Here is an 18,311-nt window from a genome sequence, read left to right on the forward strand (position 1 = left end):
CTATCAAAATAATAGGAATTGTGGATGTAGTAGGCACAGTAGATGAAATGGGAGCAATAGAATAATAATAAAATGAAAAGTAATGAAAACAGACCATATCTATATCGCATTTAAACCCAGCTGTTGTTAATGACACTTCAGCTTTACTATAGCAATCCCCTACGCAACACTTTAAACAAGTTAAAATCCTTAAATATTAAACTCAACAAAATGAAACAACGTTACCTAACCAGAACATTACTCCTATTGAGTATATTATTCACTTCGATTTTTGCAAAAGCACAGCAAAATGACGATATGATCAATATACTCCTTAAAAAACACGTGATCAGCCAGCAGGAAGCCGACTCGATCCGTTCAGATGAAGCGATCAAAGCGCAAGCTAAAAAAGACAAAGAGCATGTGATTTCTGTTGGTACCAAAGCATTGCAGATCAGCGGCCTTTTACAGGAACGTTACCAGGCTTTTCAGCAGGTAAGTTCAAACAATGGCTTCGACCTTCATCGCATCCGTTTGATCGTATCAGGTAATGTAACTGACAACTGGTCATACTATACTCAAACAGAGCTAAGCGGCTCCGGTGTAAAACTGGTAGATGCCTATACAGCCTATAAATTTGGCGACTATTTAAAAGTTTCGGCAGGCCAATTTAAGATCCCCTTTTCACTTGAAAGCCTGACATCAGATGCACAGCTTGAATTTATTGACCGTTCGCAGGTTGTTGAAGCGCTGGTAGGACGCTCCAAAGACGTGATTTCGGTTACTCCAGGTAACCAGCAGGGACGTGATATCGGCCTTCAGATCAATGGAAGCTTTGCCAAAATAGACAATAACTACCTGTTCGATTATACCTTCGGCGTATTTAACGGCGCGGGTTACGATGTAACAGGTGATAACAACTACAATAAAGATATTGCCGGCAGGCTAAGTATTCACCCGGTGACCGGACTGATCGTTTCGGGCGATTTTTATAATGGCGTTGCTAACTATGGTACCCCTGCCAAAAACCAAAAACGCAACCGGGGTGGCTTTGATGCACGCTATGTGATCGGGCCCCTGTCAGTACAGGCTGAATATGATAAAGGAACAGATGGCTCCATCAAAAGAGACGGTTACTTTGCGCAGGCGGCCTATTTTATCGTCCCTAAAAAATTACAGCTTGCAGCAAAATATGATAACTACGATCCCAATAAAGCGATAAAAACAGACCGGGCCAAGATTTATACCGGTGGTGTAAATTACTTCTTTAACAATTGGGCAAAACTTACCGTTGATTACCTGAACCGCCGCGAAGAAGCAGCAGTCCAGGTGAAAAACGACATCCTTGAAGTACAATTACAATTAGCTTTTTAAATAAAAAACCATGAGAAAGATATTATTAAAATGGCAATTGGTGCCTGTATTGATCGTTGCTGCTTTATTAGTTTCTTCGTTTGTTAAGCCGGTTCCCCCTAAACCAGTGTCAGATGACCTTGAAGGAACAATAAGCATATCAGGAGCGTTTGCCCTGTATCCCATTACAGTTAAGTGGGCCGACGAATTTAAAAAGCTGCACCCTAAGGTAACCTTTAATATTTCTGCCGGTGGAGCAGGAAAAGGAATTACTGATGCATTATCCGGATTAGTTGATATTGGATTAGCGTCCCGCGATATTGATCCGGCCGAAGTAAAAAAAGGCGCTTACACCATTTATGTAACAAAAGATGCCGTGGTGCCAACATTCAACACCGCTAACCCCAATGCTGCGGCTATTTTGGCGAAAGGTGTTAAAAAAGGGCAATTCAGCGACATTTTTGTAAGCGGCAACATTAAAAACTGGAAACAGGTTGCAGGCAAAGTAGATGTACCAATACATGTCTATACCCGCTCTGATGCTGCGGGTGCGGCTGAAACCTGGGCTAAATATTTCGGCAAAAAGCAGGAGGACCTATTGGGTGTCGGCGTATACGGTGACCCCGGCCTGGCGCAAGCCGTTAAAAAGGATGTTACGGCGATAGGTTATAATAACCTTGCCTACCTGTACGACCTCAAAACCCGTAAACAGGTGGCCGGCGTGCATGCCTTGCCGATCGATGTAAACGGCAACGGGAAAATTGACGCTGACGAAAATTTTTACGATACTATTGATCAGTTGACAGATGCTATTGGCGCCGGGAAATACCCCTCTCCCCCGGCCCGCAACCTGGGATTCCTGTTTAAAGGAAGACCAAAGAAAAAAGAACTGATCGAGTTCGTCAAGTTCGTGTTAACCACCGGGCAAAAAGATGTGGATGAAAGTGGTTACATCGCACTCTCAAAAGCAAAAATCCAGGAGGAGCTGAAAAAGGTGGAGTAAAAGGTTCATAGTTCATGGTTCATTGTTCACGGAAAAACATTTTGAGGATTAAATGAATTAGCCGGCTAAACTGAGTATGAACCATGAACTATGAGCTATGAACCAAAAACAACATGTATAAACTAAGACTATTCAAAGATAAATTCATGTCGAAACTGATGCTGGTGTTAACACTGGTATCAGTTTCTGTATTATTCGTGATCGGAGTAGGGTTATATTACCACTCCATACCCATTCTGCGCAAGTTACCGCTTTCGGATCTTTTAACTACCAGCGTATGGAAGCCCCTCAAAGGTTTATTCGGGTTTTACCCTTTCATTATGGGGACTTTGTGGGTCACGGCTATTTCTATTATTATAGCGTTGCCGCTTTGCCTGCTTACAGCATTATATATTAATGAATATGCCCCGGCGAGGATCAGGAAAATACTCACCCCTTTTGTAAACTTACTGTCGGGCATTCCGCCGGTAATTTTTGGTGTTTGGGGGGTACTTTTCATTATCCCCCTCATCCAGGATCACATTGCGCCGCATTTTGTAGCTTTCTCAACAGGCTATAGCGTTTTGGCGGGCGGTATTGTGCTGGCGGTAATGATCTTCCCGTTAATTGTGAGCATTATTACTGAAGTACTGCGCACCATCCCTCAGGATCTTAGAGATGCCTCTTTGTCACTTGGCGCTACCAAATGGGAAACAACCCGCAAAGTAATATTGCGAAAAGCGCTACCGGGCATCATTGCTGCACTGGTACTGGCAATATCACGGGCGTTTGGCGAGACAATAGCGGTGCTGATGGTTTGCGGTAATAATGCCGCTGTACCACATTCTGTATTCGACCCCGGGTATCCGCTTCCTGCATTGATCGCTAACAACTACGGCGAGATGCTTTCCATCCCGATGTATGATTCAGCGCTGATGTTTGCAGCATTGCTGCTTTTTGTTATTATCCTGCTGTTCAATTTAATATCCAGGGTTATTCTGGCCCGCCTTGAAAGGAAACTTGCCTCATGAAACGTAGAAAATTTGAAGAATTGTTTTTCAGGGTATTGATGGTGTTGGCAACGGTATTTGTTGCGGGCAGCTTTTTCCTGATAGTTGGCACCATATTTTATAAAGGTGCACCCTATATGAACCTCGATATGATCACCAAAACACCGGGTGGCGGATTTTATATCGGTAAAGAAGGTGGTATCTTAAATGCCATTGTCGGCTCCATGTATATCGCCGGCGGAGCCACTATATTGGGCTTATTGATTAGTATACCAGTTGCCATTTACATCAATATGTATATGAACGGCAAAACATTTTTAGCCAATACCCTGCGTATGGCGTTTGATGTATTGTTCGGCATTCCCTCTATTGTATATGGGGCTTTCGGCTTTTTAATTATGGTATATTTTGGGTTAAGGGCATCACTTTTGGGTGGCATCATTGCCGTTACGCTGCTGGTAATCCCAATTTTAGTCCGTACGCTTGACGAGGTGATCCGCACCGTACCCTTCGAACTGCGCGATGCTGCACTATCTCTCGGCGCTACCCGCTGGGAAATGGCTAAAGTAGTGTTAAGGCAGATCAGGCCGGGAATATTTACCGCCATATTGTTGTCATTCGGCAGGGCTATTGGCGACGTGGCATCCGTGCTGTTTACCGCCGGCTTTAGCGATAATATCCCAACATCGCTGCATGAACCCGCTGCTACCCTGCCCCTGGCTATTTTTTTCCAGTTAAGCAGCCCGGTTGAAGAAGTACAGGGGCGCGGTTATGCCTCGGCCCTGGTGCTCACCATCGTCGTTTTAATAATCACCGTTTTATCGGAAGCATTGATCAAGAATTTTTTTAAACATAAAATCTAATGGACAACAAATCCCTTATAAGTGTTCAGCAATTAAATGTCCATATTGGCAACCAGCATATTTTAAAGGATATTAATATTGATATTCCTGATAAAAAAGTCACCTCCATTATCGGTCCTTCAGGCTGCGGAAAAACTACATTACTCAAAACATTCAACCGCTTACTTGATAATTCAGCCGATGTAAAGATCACCGGCAAAGTATTGGTGGATGGCGAAAATATTTACGACCCAGATGTGGAGGTAACCCACATCCGTCAAAAAATGGGGCTGCTTTCCCAGCGCCCTTATCCCCTGCCGATGTCAATTTATGATAATGTGGCTTACGGGCCGCGCATTCACGGCATCCGCAAAAAGCACGACCTGGATGAATTGGTCGAAAAACAGCTGAAAGCAACGGGTTTATGGGAAGAAGTAAAAGACAGATTACATGCTTCGGCTACGCGTTTATCTATCGGCCAGCAACAACGGTTATGCCTGGCACGTGGTTTGGCAGTGGGCCCCGAAATTATTCTGGGTGATGAATCCACCTCGGCGCTCGACCCTGTATCTACCCATATTATTGAAGATCTGTTTGTGCAATTAAAAGAAAAATACACCATCGTGCTCGTAACACATATCCTTCGCCAGGCGGCAAGAATTTCTGACCATATTATCTTTGTGTATATGGGTAAGATCATTGAAGCAGGCCCGACCAACGAGATTTTACAAAACCCGAAAGAAGAATTGACCAAACAATATGTAAAAGGGTTTATCACCTAAATTGGAGTATTTATACCATTTTTTGGATAAAAAAATATATAAAAGGTGCAATTTAAATCAAAATTGCGCCTTTTTTAATTAAAATAACCCGTTATCGATTGTTTTTTGTGGCTTTGTGGATGTATTTTTATCTTTTTAACCATATAATTAATAACATTTTATATTTTTTCGCCGTATATTGCACCATTTACTAAATAAATGGCGTACAATTACCAGCGTATAATTATTAAGATCGGCTCGAATGTTCTGACCCAAAAAGACGGACTGCCTGATTTAAAGCGCATCAGCCACCTGGTTGAACAGATGGCTGCCATAAAACGACGGGGAGTTGAAGTGGTGTTGGTTTCCTCTGGCGCTGTTGCTTCCGGGCGCAGTTTGATCTCTATTTCCGAAAAATACGACTCCGTTGCCACCAGGCAATTGTTTGCTTCAATCGGCCAGGTAAAATTGATCAATACTTACGCGCACGAATTCGAAAAATTCAATATCCTTTGTTCGCAGGTGCTGGTAACCAAAGAAGATTTCAGGGATAGGTTGCATTACCTCAACATGAAAAACTGCCTTAAAATTTTATTACAGCACCATGTAATACCGGTAGTAAACGAAAATGATGTGGTCTCAGTCACTGAACTGATGTTTACCGATAACGACGAACTGGCCGGTCTCATAGCTTCCATGTTGAATGCCCAGGCGCTTATTGTGTTAACCAATGTAGACGGGATATATGACGGCGACCCGAATAGCGAGAATACCAGGGTTATTGAAGAGGTAAGTGGTAATACGATCGATTTTTCCGCATTCGTGAGTTCCGGGAGTTCACAATTTGGCCGCGGGGGGATGATTACCAAATCAACCATGGCACAAAAAGTGGCGCAACTGGGTATAGCGGTGCACATAGCGAATGGCACAAAAGAAAATATTTTGGTGGATGTTTTAGAAAACACGGCACCCCACACCTATTTTATCCCCAGCAAGTCTTCCTCCGGGAAAAAAAAGTGGATCGCTCATGCCGGTAACTATGCCAAAGGTATTGTACAGGTAAACGAAGGAGCAAAAGCTGCGCTAACATCGGCCAAGGCTTCAAGCCTGTTACCTGTGGGCGTTATTAATATTATATCGGATTTTAAAAAGGGCGAAATCATTAAGCTGGTTGACGAAAACAACAAGTCTATCGGCTTAGGCATAGCGCAATATGGTTCGGATAAAGCGGCCGAAATGGCGGGGAAAAAAAATCAGAAACCCCTTGTACATTATGATTACCTTTATTTAGAAAACTAAAGGATATCCCTTTACTAATATAACCTGATTACAATGCCCACTAAGCAGAAAAGTTATACCGCGTATTTTGAAAATGCCCGGATTGCGTCACGGAAAACCATCGATCCTTCAAAAATTAATATTGTATTGAAGGAACTTGCTAAAGCAACTATTGCTCAAAGCGAATATTTATTAAAAGAAAATAAAAAGGATCTGGATCGCATGGATCCGACAGACCCCAAATTCGATCGTTTAAAGCTCACTGCCGAACGAATAAAAGATATTGCGACAGAAATTGTAAATGTGGCAAAACTAAGAAGCCCGCTGGGGCATATCCTTTCGCGTAAGCAGATGCATAATGGATTGGAAATAAAACGGATAAGCGTGCCGCTGGGTATTGTTGGTGTAATATACGAGGCCCGTCCAAATGTAACTTTCGACGTATTTGCACTTTGTTTTAAAACAGGTAACACTTGCATATTAAAAGGTGGCAGCGACGCCGAATTTTCAAATCAGGCGATCATTTCAATTATCCGCCGGGTTTTGGCAGATCATGACATTGATGAAAATATTGCGACGCTGTTGCCGCCTGAACGCGAAGCCACTGACGCCCTGCTGAGTGCTATTGGGTATGTAGACGTCTTAATTCCCCGCGGGAGCCAGCAATTGATAGATCATGTGCGAAATAATAGCAAAGTGCCGGTTATTGAAACAGGCGCCGGCATTGTGCACACTTATTTTGATGAATTTGGCGATCTTGAAAAAGGACGCGCTATTATTTTAAATGCAAAAACCCGCCGTGTGAGCGTTTGCAATGCGCTTGATTGCCTTATAGTTCATTATACCAGACTAAGGGATCTGCCAAAGTTGCTTACGCCGTTAGTGGAAAAGAAAGTGGTATTGTATGCCGATGAAACAGCATTTATGATCTTAAAGGGGCATTATCCGGATGCCCTGCTGGCCCATGCGAAACCGGAACATTTCGGAACAGAGTTTTTATCCTTAAAAATGGCAGTTAAGGTGGTTGAAAGCTTTGAGGACGCGCTTGATCATATTGCTGAGTACGGTTCAAAACATAGCGAGGCCATTATATCTGAGGATCCTGCGCGCTGCGAAGCATTTTTAAACCAGGTGGATGCCGCCGCCGTTTATGTGAATGCTTCAACAGCTTTTACAGACGGGGCTCAGTTTGGGTTGGGCGCCGAGATTGGTATCAGCACCCAAAAACTCCATGCCCGGGGCCCGATGGGGCTAAAAGAATTGACCAGCTATAAATGGATAGTGAGAGGTAGCGGACAAACCCGCGCTTAAATCTTTTCTGCACAAAAAAGGTGTACATCCCGTGATGTACACCCTTTCACAACTTCAAATTTGTTTCTTACTTTATAAGGTAATCTGCTACGGCAACGAAACAAATAATAGCCAAAATTACAGCCTGTAATTTTTGTTCTAAAGTTAAACGGGTAATCATTATTTATTATTAATTAGAGTTTTTAAATGTATATTGTAATTTTTGGGTTACAAAGTTTTTTGTAATTTTTACGAAATTTTTAATGAAAAGATTTGAATATTTTATAATAGTCAACCCTACATTTATTATTTTATCAAATTATCAGTAAAGATCGTTTTTTTATAATTTTCATTTGGCTGAAAGTGGTTAAAAATAGAGGTTTAAACCATTTGAAAGCTGATTTTCTTCTCGCAGGGAGCTAAATGCTGGTTTTCTGTTTTTGCGTCATTCTCTGCCATTTTTCGAAAAATTTCAACAATAACGCTGCTGATACAAATAAATTATCCTGAACGTATATTAAATTAAAGTCGATGGATCTTTTTTACAATAGCATTAAATTTTATAATTTAAACAGTTGTTTGAATTGGGAACGGAAAACCAAATACTTGCCTTTTAGTTAAATTCAAAAGCGTGTTAGTGTGAAATTTACATTATCTTAACCCAAAGTACCTGGTTATCTTTCAAAACAATTTACCTTGCCCTGACTCAGGAAGCTCGCCATAAAAATCAAAAACGGTATCTTTGCGGCAAAATGAGTAAGCACGGGAGGATATTAGTAGCGATGAGCGGCGGGGTTGACAGCTCCGTGGCAGCTGTTATGCTGCATGAGCAGGGTTATGAAGTGATAGGGCTTACCATGAAAACCTGGGATTATGCCTCATCCGGCGGAAGCTCAAAAGAAACCGGCTGCTGCAGCCTTGATAGTATTAACGATGCCCGCGCATTAGCTGTAGGCTATGGCTTTCCGCACTATATATTAGATATTCGCAGTGAGTTTGGCGATTTTGTGATCGATAATTTTGTAGACGAATATTTGGCCGGGCGCACCCCCAATCCCTGCGTTTTATGCAATACCCATATTAAATGGGAAGCATTGTTAAAACGTGCCGACAAACTGGATTGTGAATTTATTGCAACTGGCCATTACGCCAACATCCGTTTACAGGATAACGGCCGCTATGTGATCTCGAAAGGTAAAGACGAAAATAAAGACCAGTCCTATGTATTGTGGGGGGTATCGCAAAAAAACCTTTCACGTACCAAATTTCCATTGGGCAGTTTTTCAAAACCCGAGATCAGGCAGATGGCTATGGATATGGGCCAGGTAGAGCTGGCCGGCAAAAGTGAAAGTTATGAGATCTGCTTTGTGCCTGATAACGACTATCGGGCCTTTTTAAGACATAAAGTAGAAGACCTTGAGGAACGTGTTGCCGGTGGTAACTTTGTTTTAACTGACGGCACCGTAGTAGGCAAACACCAGGGCTACCCTTTTTATACCATTGGCCAGCGCAAAGGTTTGGGTATTGCGCTTGGTCACCCTATGTTTGTTACCAGCATCAACCCACAAACCAATACCGTTGTTTTGGGAACCGTTGACGAACTGGAACGCAAAGAAGCCTGGGTTAAAAATTTAAACCTCGTTAAATACGAAAGCATCCGCGAGCCAATTGAAGCCATTACTAAAATAAGGTACAAAGATGCCGGTACCCAAAGCACCATTGTGCAAATGGGCGAACATATGAAAGTTGATTTTCACCATTCGGTATCAGGCATTGCGCCGGGCCAGTCGGCTGTGTTTTATGAGGGGAATGATTTGCTGGGTGGCGGTTTTTTAATATAACAGGTTGTTGAAAGGTTGGAATGTTGCAAAGTTGAAATGTTATTTTTCGCGGGGTTTTGAAATAAAAATACAACCTATTTAATGGTCGATCACAACGCTGTAATTTGGGCATCGAAAGTCTCCAAATCCCGGCATTGAAACTTTTGTTCATTAAACATTTTCTCTCAACATTTCAACCTTAAAACCTTCCAACTTTACAACAAAATGCCCCTTCCAACGCAACCTCATTTCAATTTTCTTCTTGTGTTTCGCTTTCTTTATGTTTTATTTGCAAAAAAAAATCGCTTAAATGGCAAAAAATCTTCTTATAGTTGAATCTCCGGCGAAAGCTAAAACCATAGAGGGATACCTTGGCAAAGACTTTACGGTTAAGTCGAGTTATGGTCATATCCGCGACCTGGTGAAGTCTGACGACGCCATTGATATTGCCAATGATTTCAAACAAAAATACGAGGTGCCGGCTGATAAAAAACAGATAGTCAGTGAATTAAAGAAACTATCCAAAGAAGCTGATATGGTTTGGCTGGCATCGGACGAGGACCGTGAGGGAGAGGCCATATCATGGCACCTTTTTGATACTTTAGGGCTTAAAGACGCAACCACCAAGCGGATTGTTTTCCACGAGATCACCAAGCCTGCTATTTTACGCGCCATTGAAAATCCACGCAAAATTGACTATAACCTGGTAAATGCACAGCAGGCCCGCCGTGTTTTAGACAGGCTGGTAGGCTTTGAGCTTTCGCCCGTTTTATGGAAAAAAGTTAAGCCCTCTCTTTCAGCGGGTCGCGTACAGTCAGTAGCGGTCAGACTAATCGTAGACAGGGAACGCGAAATCAATAAATTTAAGTCCGAAGCGGCATTTAAAATTGTTGCGCTGTTTGATAAAGGAAAAAGCGCTTTTAAAGCTGAATTACCCGAACGTTTTGCAAAACAGGATGATGCTGAAAAATTCCTGCAGGATTGTACCGGCGCCGGCTTCGAGATAAAATCATTGGATACAAGGCCCGCCAAGCGTTCACCAGCGGCGCCGTTTACTACCTCTACCCTGCAACAGGAAGCCAGCCGGAAATTAGGTTTTTCAGTTTCGCGTACTATGCAGGTGGCGCAAAAGCTGTATGAATCCGGGCATATTACCTATATGCGTACAGATTCGGTTAATTTATCCGACCATGCCTTAAATGCTGCTGAACAGGAAATTGTATCGGCATACGGCAGTAAATATCATCAGCTTAGAAAATATAAGACCAAAAACGCAAGCGCACAGGAAGCGCACGAAGCCATACGCCCCACCTATTTTAACCAGCATACCATCAGCAGCGATTCAAGCGAAATGCGCTTGTACGACCTGATCTGGAAAAGGGCGATCGCTTCGCAAATGAGCGAAGCGCAATTTGAAAAAACCACGGCTAAAATCAGTATCACCACCCGCAAAGAAGAATTGGTAGCCAATGGTGAGGTAATGAAGTTTGACGGCTTCCTGAAGGTTTACCTCGAATCGAGTGATGAAGAGGAAGATAACCTGCAGGATGGTGAAAATACGATATTGCCGCCTTTAAGCAAAGGCCAGCAGCTGGAATTGCAGGAAATGACCGCGACGGAGCGTTTTTCACGTCCGCCGGCAAGATATACCGAAGCCAGCTTGGTTAAAAAACTGGAAGAACTGGGTATCGGCCGGCCATCTACCTATGCCCCTACTATCTCTACCATACAAAACCGTGGTTATGTGGTAAAAGAGGAACGTGAAGGCAGACCGCGTACATTCCGTGTGTTAACGCTGAAAGCTGAAAAGATTGTAAAAGACGAAAAAACCGAAAATACCGGCGCCGAAAAAGGAAAGCTCTTCCCTACTGATATTGGTTCGGTTGTAAATGACTTCCTGGTACAATATTTTAAAGATATTGTTGATTTTCACTTTACTGCAACGGTTGAAAAGCAGTTTGACGAGATTGCCCAGGGTTTAACGGAATGGACGGATATGATCCGCGGTTTTTACTCCCCTTTCCATAAGGAAGTTGAAAGCACGCTGGAAACGGCCGATAAAGCCACCGGCGAACGCGACCTCGGGGCACACCCGGTAAGTGGTAAAAAAGTTTCTGTACGTATTGGCCGCTATGGCCCCTTTGTGCAGGTGGGTGAAACAAACACTGATGGCGAAAATGGTGAAAAACCACTTTACGCAAGTTTACGCAATGGGCAGAGCATTGAAACCATATCCATGGAAGATGCGCTTGAGTTGTTTAAACTCCCTAAAAAGGTAGGCGTTTTTGAAGATAAGGACATGACCGTCGCTATCGGCAAGTTTGGCCCTTATATAAGGCATAACAGCGCTTTCTTTTCACTACCAAAGGGACTTGACCCGCATGACGTGACCGAAGAAATGGCGATTGAACTGATTATTGAAAAACGCAAAAAAGACGCTGAAAAACTGATCAAATCTTTTGATGAAGACCCAACGGTTAAAGTTTTAAATGGCCGCTTCGGCCCTTATATTGAATTTGGCAAACTGAACGTTAAGATCCCCAAAGGAAAAGAACCGCAATCCCTCACTTTTGAGGAATGTAAGGAACTGGCAGCAATTGCCGAGAAAGAACCCAAAAAAGCAGGAAAGAAGTTTGCGAAGAAAAAATAAGTTAGTTGAATGAGTTGATTAAGTTGAATGAGTTGACTAAGTTAAGGCGAATTCCCACTCAATCAACTTAATCTAACTCAATCCAACTTAATCAACCAATATGATCAAAGATCTCCCCGAAAATAAGGTAAAGGACATTGCCATTGCCGTTGCTTTGGAAAAGGAAAGCGCGGAGAGTAAAATATGGTATGTCTACCTCATTAACCTCAAAAATGAACCGATTGAGAATGTGCTCATCACATCGCGCGGCTATGGGGAAAAGGATGGCAAGCCAGTAAAAACATCAACCTTAAGGCATATGTTCCCGGTAGTGGGCCAGCGTGCCTTTAAAGTAATAGAACCTATTGATGAGCAAACCTTCGGTCTAAATAATGAATACTGGCTCAGCTATTATATAGGTAAAAATATTTATGATAAAAAATTCATATTCCTCCCGGAAAGCATCGTCGATGTTAATTTTATACGATTGCCGGTAGTGAATAAAGTTGGTGTGATGATTTTGTGATTATGTCCAATAAAATACGTTTCCGGGGCGTTTATTTGTAAAGTACAAGTTCAAAATTTACAGTCTTCATTCGGCATGAGTGCCTGTTTTGCCAATAATCATCGGCTAAAAATAATTTTTTCAAAATATTATTTTATGTCAAAAATTATTTAACTTTCGGTTCTTAATCCAGTCATTTCCATGAACACTTTTCAAGGCCTCTCCAATAGTCGGAGGGGATTAATTACCATCGGCGTCACGTTTACGCTCGCAATTCTTATTGCTTTTATTATTTTTCACCATCACAAAAAACAAGAAATTGACCCGGCATTCAGCAAGTACATCGAGTCGTATACCACCGGCGTAATTTCTAAAGAAAGCCCTATCCGCATTAAACTTGCGGGTGATGTACAAACCAGCCACGAACAAAATGCAGCACTCAGCGACCAGGTTTTTGAGTTTTCCCCATCCATAAAAGGCAAAGCTTATTGGGTGGATGCCCGTACAATTGAGTTCAGGCCGGCAGAGAAGCTTGACCCCGATAAAAGTTATACCGCCGACTTTAAGTTGAACAAAATCCTCAACGTTCCTGATCATTTTAATGAATTTAAATTCGGCTTTCAAACCATTAAACCCGATTTTACCGTAGGCTTTAATGGTTTGCAAACCGCCACCAATACTTCTATCGATAAAATGAAGCTGACCGGCTTTGTTCAGACGGCGGATAATGAAGATTTTGCCGGTATCGAGAAAATGCTCAATACCAGTTTCCCATTCCCGGTACAGGTAACCTGGCAACATAATGGCATCACCAAAACGCACCAGTTTACCATAACGCAATTGAAGCGTGAAAAAAACAAGGTGAATAACTTAACGGTAACCTGGGATGGCAGCGGCCTTGGGATCGATAAAAAAGGCAGCCAGGAGTTTGTGATCCCGGCGATAGGCGATTTTAAAGTGCTGGATATTAAAGCCGTGCAGGACCAGGATCAATATGTATTGATCCAGTTTTCGGATGCGATAAAAGTTGGCCAGGAACTCAATGGATTGATCGGTCTCGAAAATGTAACCGACCCGGCCTATACCATTGAAGGCAGTACCGTAAAAGTTTATGCCCCCATGCAACTGGAGGGGAATTACAATGCATTTGTAAATGAGGGTGTTGAAAATATCTCCCATCAAAAAATAAAAAAAGCCTACACCGCAAATGTATTCTTCGAAAACCGGATGCCATCGGTAACCATTCCAGGCAAAGGCGTTATCCTGCCTGATTCAGGCAAACTGATGATGCCCTTTGAAGCAGTTAACCTGAACTCAGTTGATGTGAGCATCATTAAAATTTATGCTGATAACGTTCCGCAGTATTTTCAGAACAACGGATTTAACGGCGGGGATGAGTTACGGCACGTGGGCCGACCTGTGGTTCAAAAAACCATCAGGCTGGACGCCGACAAAAGCCTAAACCTGAATAAAAAGAACCGTTTTATGCTGGATCTGGATCAGCTGATGCGCACCGAACCAGGCGCTATTTACAGGGTGATTATCGGTTTCAGGAAAGAATACTCGCTTTTTAATTGCTCATTGGGCAGTCCTAAAATTGGAAAAAGCGATAACGGTGATGAATACGAAGGCGATGGCGAAGGTGGCAACAGCGATAGCAATACCGCAAAAGTGAGTGATGAAGACGATGATTTTTGGTCGAGGTATGATAATTATTATCCCGAAGGCTTCGACTGGCAGCAAAAAGATGATCCCTGCACCAATTCCTACTTTACCAAGGACCGCTGGGCAACACGAAATATCATCGCCTCAAACATTGGCCTGATTGCCAAACGCGGCAGCGATAATAACATGATTGTGGCCGTAACCAATATTTTAACAGCCAAACCGATGCCGGGCGTCGACCTGGAGTTATTGGACTACCAGAAACAGGTATTGTACAAAGGCACCTCAGATGGCGACGGCTTTGCCAAATTCGAACTGAAGCGTAAACCTTATTTGCTGGTGGCCAAAAACGGCGCCGAGCGAGGTTATTTAAAGGTAGATGACGGCAGTTCGCTGCCACTCTCCCGTTTTAATGTGGGCGGCGACCAGGTACAAAAAGGATTGAAAGGATTTCTATATGGCGAGCGCGGCGTGTGGCGTCCGGGTGACTCTATTTTTATGTCGTTTATTCTTGAAGATAAATTGAAGACCTTACCCCCCGATCACCCGGTTGAGTTTGAGCTGTACGATCCGAATGGTAAATTGTACCGGCGGATTACGCAAACGGCCTCTGTCGATGGCTTTTATAGCTTCCACACAGCAACGGAAACTTCATCCCCTACCGGCAACTGGAGTGCTAAAGTAAAAGTTGGCGGTGCCATATTTGAGAAGAATGTGAAGATTGAAACCATTATGCCAAACCGGCTGAAGCTGAATCTTACTTTTGGCGGAGCAACGGAGTTAACAAAAGGAGCCGATAATAAAGGTACGCTTTCGGCACAATGGCTGTTTGGCGGCACGGCGCAAAATTTGAAGGCTAAAATCGATGCTTTTCTCACCCCCAAAACAACCAGCTTTAAAAATTACGAGGGTTATGATTTTGACGACCCAACACTCGGCTTCACCACCCAAACCGCCACGATGTTTGACGGTCGCCTGGATGCCAACGGCAACGCGCGGGTAAATCCGGACATCAATGTTGAGAAACAGGCGCCGGGGCAGCTGTCCGCTAATTTCCTCATTAAGGTATTTGAACCGGGAGGTAATTTCAGCATACAGTCCATGAGTATGCCTTATAATGTATACCCAGGTTATGTTGGACTAAGAACACCTAAAGGCAGCGACCTCTCGGGGATGTTGTACACTGATAAGGACAACCTGATTGATATTGCCGATGTTGATACGAAAGGCAAACCATTTGAAGGCAGCCGTACGGTTGAACTGGAGCTTTATAAGATACAGTGGCGCTGGTGGTGGGACGAAAGCGGCAATGAACTGAGCAATTTTACCCAGGATAAATACAACAAACTGATTAAAGCGGAGAACGTTCGTGTAGAAAACGGCCATGCACAATGGAACATGCATGTTAAACAGGCGGACTGGGGCCGTTACCTTTTGCGCATAAAAGATCCGCAAACCGGCCACTCTACCGGTAAGATCATTTATGTAGACTGGCCAAATTGGTCGGCACGCCTGCAGGAAACTAATCCTACCGAAGCATCCATGTTATCATTCACTTCGGATAAAACCAATTACAAGGTTGGTGAAGAAGCGACATTGACGATTCCTACCATGTCCGACGGGCATGCCTTGATCAGCCTTGAAAATGGCAGCAAGGTGATTAAAACAAACTGGATAGACACCAAAAAAGGCCAAACCCGTTATACTTTTAAAATTGAGCCGGGCATGGCGCCAAATATTTTTGTGAACGTAACGCTGCTGCAAAGGCATTCACAAACGAAAAATGATTTACCTATCAGGATGTACGGTGCGATACCGTTAGCTGTTGAGGATCCGGAAACTGTGTTGAAACCGGTGATCAGCATGCCGGATAAGATCAGGCCGGAAACGCAATCCTCGGTTACCGTATCTGAAGCCTCCGGAAAGGAAATGACCTACACCATTGCAATAGTAGATGAAGGTTTGCTGGATATCACCAATTACAAAACGCCGCAGCCGCATGAAACCTTTTATGCCCGCGAAGCGCTGGGCGTAAAAACATGGGATTTGTTTGACTATGTAATAGGCGCCTACGGAACAGGGCTGGAACGTATTTTAAGCATCGGTGGCGATGGCACGGCCGGGGCAAACCACAATGTTGCGGTAAATCGCTTTAAGCCGGTGGTGAAGTTCTTAGGGCCATTTAAGCTGGCCGCAGGCGAAAAACAAACCCATGCCTTTACTTTGCCGCAATATGTAGGCATGGTAAAAGTAATGGTGATTGCCGGACACGACGGCGCTTACGGGCAAACCGATAAATATGTCGCGGTTAAAAAGCCGTTAATGATCCTTGCTACTTTACCGCGCGTTTTGGGGCCGTCCGAAAAAATCCAGTTGCCGGTAACTGTTTTCGCCATGGAGAATAGTGTTAAAACGGTAAACCTGCAGGTACAATCGAATATGTTCAGCAACCTCAGCGGGAACAATCAAAAAACAATCACCTTTACCAAAACAGGCGACCAGCTGGTGACCTTCGATTTGGATGTAAGGGATTTTGTGGGTGTTGGCAGGGTGAGGATAACGGCAAAGAGCGGTAAGGAGACTTCTTCCTATGATGTGGAGATGAATGTTCGCAATCCCAACCCACCTGTTACCAAGATCCAGGAAAAAGAATTGCAACCAGGCGAAAGCTGGAGCGCGGCATATAACGCAGTCGGCATTACCGGAACCAATAAGGCTACGCTGATGGTGGCGTCTATCCCGCCATTAAACCTCGCTAAGCGATTGAATTATCTGATCGAGTATCCGTATGGCTGCGTGGAGCAAACTACCTCATCGGCCTTCCCGCAGCTCTACTTAGACCAGTTGCTTGATCTTAGTCCAAGGCAAAAAGCCGAAACCGAACGGAATATCAAAATAACCATTAACCGGTTGAACGGCTTCCAGCTCACAGACGGTGGTTTAAGCTACTGGCCGGGTGTTGGCGATGCCGACGAATGGGGAACCAATTACGCCGGGCATTTTATGATGGCCGCGCAGGACAAAGGCTACAGCCTGCCCATAGGCTTTTTGGAACACTGGAAAATGTATGAGAGACAAAAAGCGCAAACCTGGGCCCCGGATAGCCGCAGCTTTTACGGTTCGGACCTGATCCAGGCTTACCGTTTATACCTTTTGGCTTTAGCCAGGGCACCGGAAATGGGCGCGATGAACAGGTTGCGGGAATTCCCATACCTGAGTATCGAAGCAAAATGGCGCTTGGCAGCCGCCTATAAACTGGCGGGGCAACCAGAAACAGGGATGCAACTGATCAACGGCTTGCCATTAACCATCAAGCCTTACTACTCGCTTTATGGCACCTACGGCTCAGATTTAAGAGACGATGCTATGATCCTGGAAACACTTACCCTGCTGGGCAGACCGCAGGCCTCGGCGCAATTGCGCACAGTTGCGGCACGACTATCAGAAGATGATTGGTACAGTACACAAACTACTGCCTATTCGCTCATTGCGATAGCGGAATATTGCGGAAAAAATAAAACGTCGGCCAAACTGATGTTTAATTACAAGACGGGGTCGACGAGCGCAAATGTTAACTCATCTTCCTACTTGTGGCAAAATGCAGTAGCAGCAAACGGAGGCAATGTATCTGTTAAAAACAACGGCAAAAATAAATTGTATATCAGGTTAATCCAGTCGGGTCAACCTGCTGCCGCCCAGGATGTAGCATCCATCATCAACCCGGACGTTTTGGACCTGCGCATCAGTTATACTACGCTTGACGGCCATATCCTCGATCCTGCCAAATTAAAACAGGGAACCGATTTTGTAGCGCAGGTAGTGGTTAAAAACCCCGGGCATAAAGGCTTTTACCAGAATATGGCGTTGACGCAGATCTTCCCTTCGGGCTGGGAAATACTGAATTCAAGGCTCACGGGTACAGAAGACGCGTTTGCATCTTCAGATTACGACTACCTCGATATCAGGGATGACCGGGTTTACACCTATTTTGGCATCCCGGAAGGTAAGGAACTGAAGTATAACGTCATGCTGAATGCGGCCTATGCAGGTAAATACTACCTGCCGGCAACTTTGTGCGAAGCGATGTACAACAAATCCATCAGCGCGTTATTGAAAGGGCAATGGGTAGAAGTAGTTAGGTAAGTTGAATTGTTGATTGGGTTGATTAGGTTAGTATCCGGAAAAGCTAACCTAATC

The 18,311-nt window shown here is 43.9% G+C and carries 11 protein-coding genes; all 11 read left to right on the plus strand.

The genetic code is table 11. The annotated features are described in order from the left end of the window. Positions 1–210: 210 nt before the first annotated feature. On the plus strand, positions 211–1,353 hold the full coding sequence (locus MgSA37_RS13440) for a porin (protein ID WP_157750562.1): 1,143 nt from the start codon (positions 211–213) through the stop codon (positions 1,351–1,353). A gap of 10 nt (positions 1,354–1,363) precedes the next feature. Further along, positions 1,364–2,335, plus strand: coding sequence for a PstS family phosphate ABC transporter substrate-binding protein (locus tag MgSA37_RS13445; RefSeq protein WP_096352592.1), 972 nt, complete (start codon positions 1,364–1,366; stop codon positions 2,333–2,335). A 113-nt stretch (positions 2,336–2,448) separates the two neighbouring features. After that, positions 2,449–3,345 carry a phosphate ABC transporter permease subunit PstC gene (gene pstC / locus MgSA37_RS13450; protein WP_096352594.1) on the plus strand — a complete coding sequence of 299 codons (897 nt, stop codon included), beginning with the start codon at positions 2,449–2,451 and terminating at the stop codon, positions 3,343–3,345. After that, complete coding sequence (gene pstA, locus MgSA37_RS13455) at positions 3,342–4,187, plus strand: phosphate ABC transporter permease PstA (protein ID WP_096352595.1); 846 nt, start codon at positions 3,342–3,344, stop codon at positions 4,185–4,187. Before pstC ends, pstA begins: the two co-directional genes overlap by 4 nt. Next, positions 4,187–4,948, plus strand: coding sequence for a phosphate ABC transporter ATP-binding protein (locus MgSA37_RS13460; protein ID WP_096352597.1), 762 nt, complete (start codon positions 4,187–4,189; stop codon positions 4,946–4,948). Before pstA ends, MgSA37_RS13460 begins: the two co-directional genes overlap by 1 nt. Before the next feature lie 198 nt (positions 4,949–5,146). Continuing rightward, entirely contained in the window at positions 5,147–6,226 is a 1,080-nt protein-coding gene (proB, locus tag MgSA37_RS13465) for a glutamate 5-kinase (RefSeq protein ID WP_096352598.1), read from the plus strand. A gap of 33 nt (positions 6,227–6,259) precedes the next feature. Continuing rightward, positions 6,260–7,516, plus strand: coding sequence for a glutamate-5-semialdehyde dehydrogenase (locus MgSA37_RS13470; RefSeq protein WP_096352600.1), 1,257 nt, complete (start codon positions 6,260–6,262; stop codon positions 7,514–7,516). A gap of 731 nt (positions 7,517–8,247) precedes the next feature. Beyond that, positions 8,248–9,336 (plus strand): tRNA 2-thiouridine(34) synthase MnmA, encoded by a 1,089-nt coding sequence (mnmA, locus tag MgSA37_RS13475; RefSeq protein WP_096352601.1) that lies wholly within the window; start codon positions 8,248–8,250, stop codon positions 9,334–9,336. 289 nt (positions 9,337–9,625) lie between these two features. Next, positions 9,626–11,965, plus strand: a complete 2,340-nt coding sequence (gene topA, locus MgSA37_RS13480) for a type I DNA topoisomerase (RefSeq protein WP_096352603.1) — start codon at positions 9,626–9,628, stop codon at positions 11,963–11,965. A 100-nt stretch (positions 11,966–12,065) separates the two neighbouring features. Continuing rightward, positions 12,066–12,470, plus strand: a complete 405-nt coding sequence (locus MgSA37_RS13485) for a hypothetical protein (protein ID WP_096352604.1) — start codon at positions 12,066–12,068, stop codon at positions 12,468–12,470. 180 nt (positions 12,471–12,650) lie between these two features. Beyond that, the gene (locus MgSA37_RS13490; RefSeq protein ID WP_096352606.1) at positions 12,651–18,257 is read left to right on the plus strand and encodes an alpha-2-macroglobulin family protein; all 5,607 of its coding nucleotides are present in this window, start codon (positions 12,651–12,653) and stop codon (positions 18,255–18,257) included. Positions 18,258–18,311 lie beyond the last annotated feature (54 nt).

The sequence above is a fragment of the Mucilaginibacter gotjawali genome (assembly GCF_002355435.1).
GTDB lineage: Bacteria > Bacteroidota > Bacteroidia > Sphingobacteriales > Sphingobacteriaceae > Mucilaginibacter > Mucilaginibacter gotjawali.

Excerpts from the sequence above, each read along its gene's own strand:
- MgSA37_RS13440 (WP_157750562.1), top strand. The coding sequence starts at position 211 with ATGAAACAACGTTACCTAACCAGAACATTACTCCTATTGAGTATATTA.
- MgSA37_RS13445 (WP_096352592.1), top strand. The coding sequence starts at position 1,364 with ATGAGAAAGATATTATTAAAATGGCAATTGGTGCCTGTATTGATCGTT.
- pstC (WP_096352594.1), top strand. The coding sequence starts at position 2,449 with ATGTATAAACTAAGACTATTCAAAGATAAATTCATGTCGAAACTGATG.
- pstA (WP_096352595.1), top strand. The coding sequence starts at position 3,342 with ATGAAACGTAGAAAATTTGAAGAATTGTTTTTCAGGGTATTGATGGTG.
- MgSA37_RS13460 (WP_096352597.1), top strand. The coding sequence starts at position 4,187 with ATGGACAACAAATCCCTTATAAGTGTTCAGCAATTAAATGTCCATATT.
- proB (WP_096352598.1), top strand. The coding sequence starts at position 5,147 with ATGGCGTACAATTACCAGCGTATAATTATTAAGATCGGCTCGAATGTT.
- MgSA37_RS13470 (WP_096352600.1), top strand. The coding sequence starts at position 6,260 with ATGCCCACTAAGCAGAAAAGTTATACCGCGTATTTTGAAAATGCCCGG.
- mnmA (WP_096352601.1), top strand. The coding sequence starts at position 8,248 with ATGAGTAAGCACGGGAGGATATTAGTAGCGATGAGCGGCGGGGTTGAC.
- topA (WP_096352603.1), top strand. The coding sequence starts at position 9,626 with ATGGCAAAAAATCTTCTTATAGTTGAATCTCCGGCGAAAGCTAAAACC.
- MgSA37_RS13485 (WP_096352604.1), top strand. The coding sequence starts at position 12,066 with ATGATCAAAGATCTCCCCGAAAATAAGGTAAAGGACATTGCCATTGCC.
- MgSA37_RS13490 (WP_096352606.1), top strand. The coding sequence starts at position 12,651 with ATGAACACTTTTCAAGGCCTCTCCAATAGTCGGAGGGGATTAATTACC.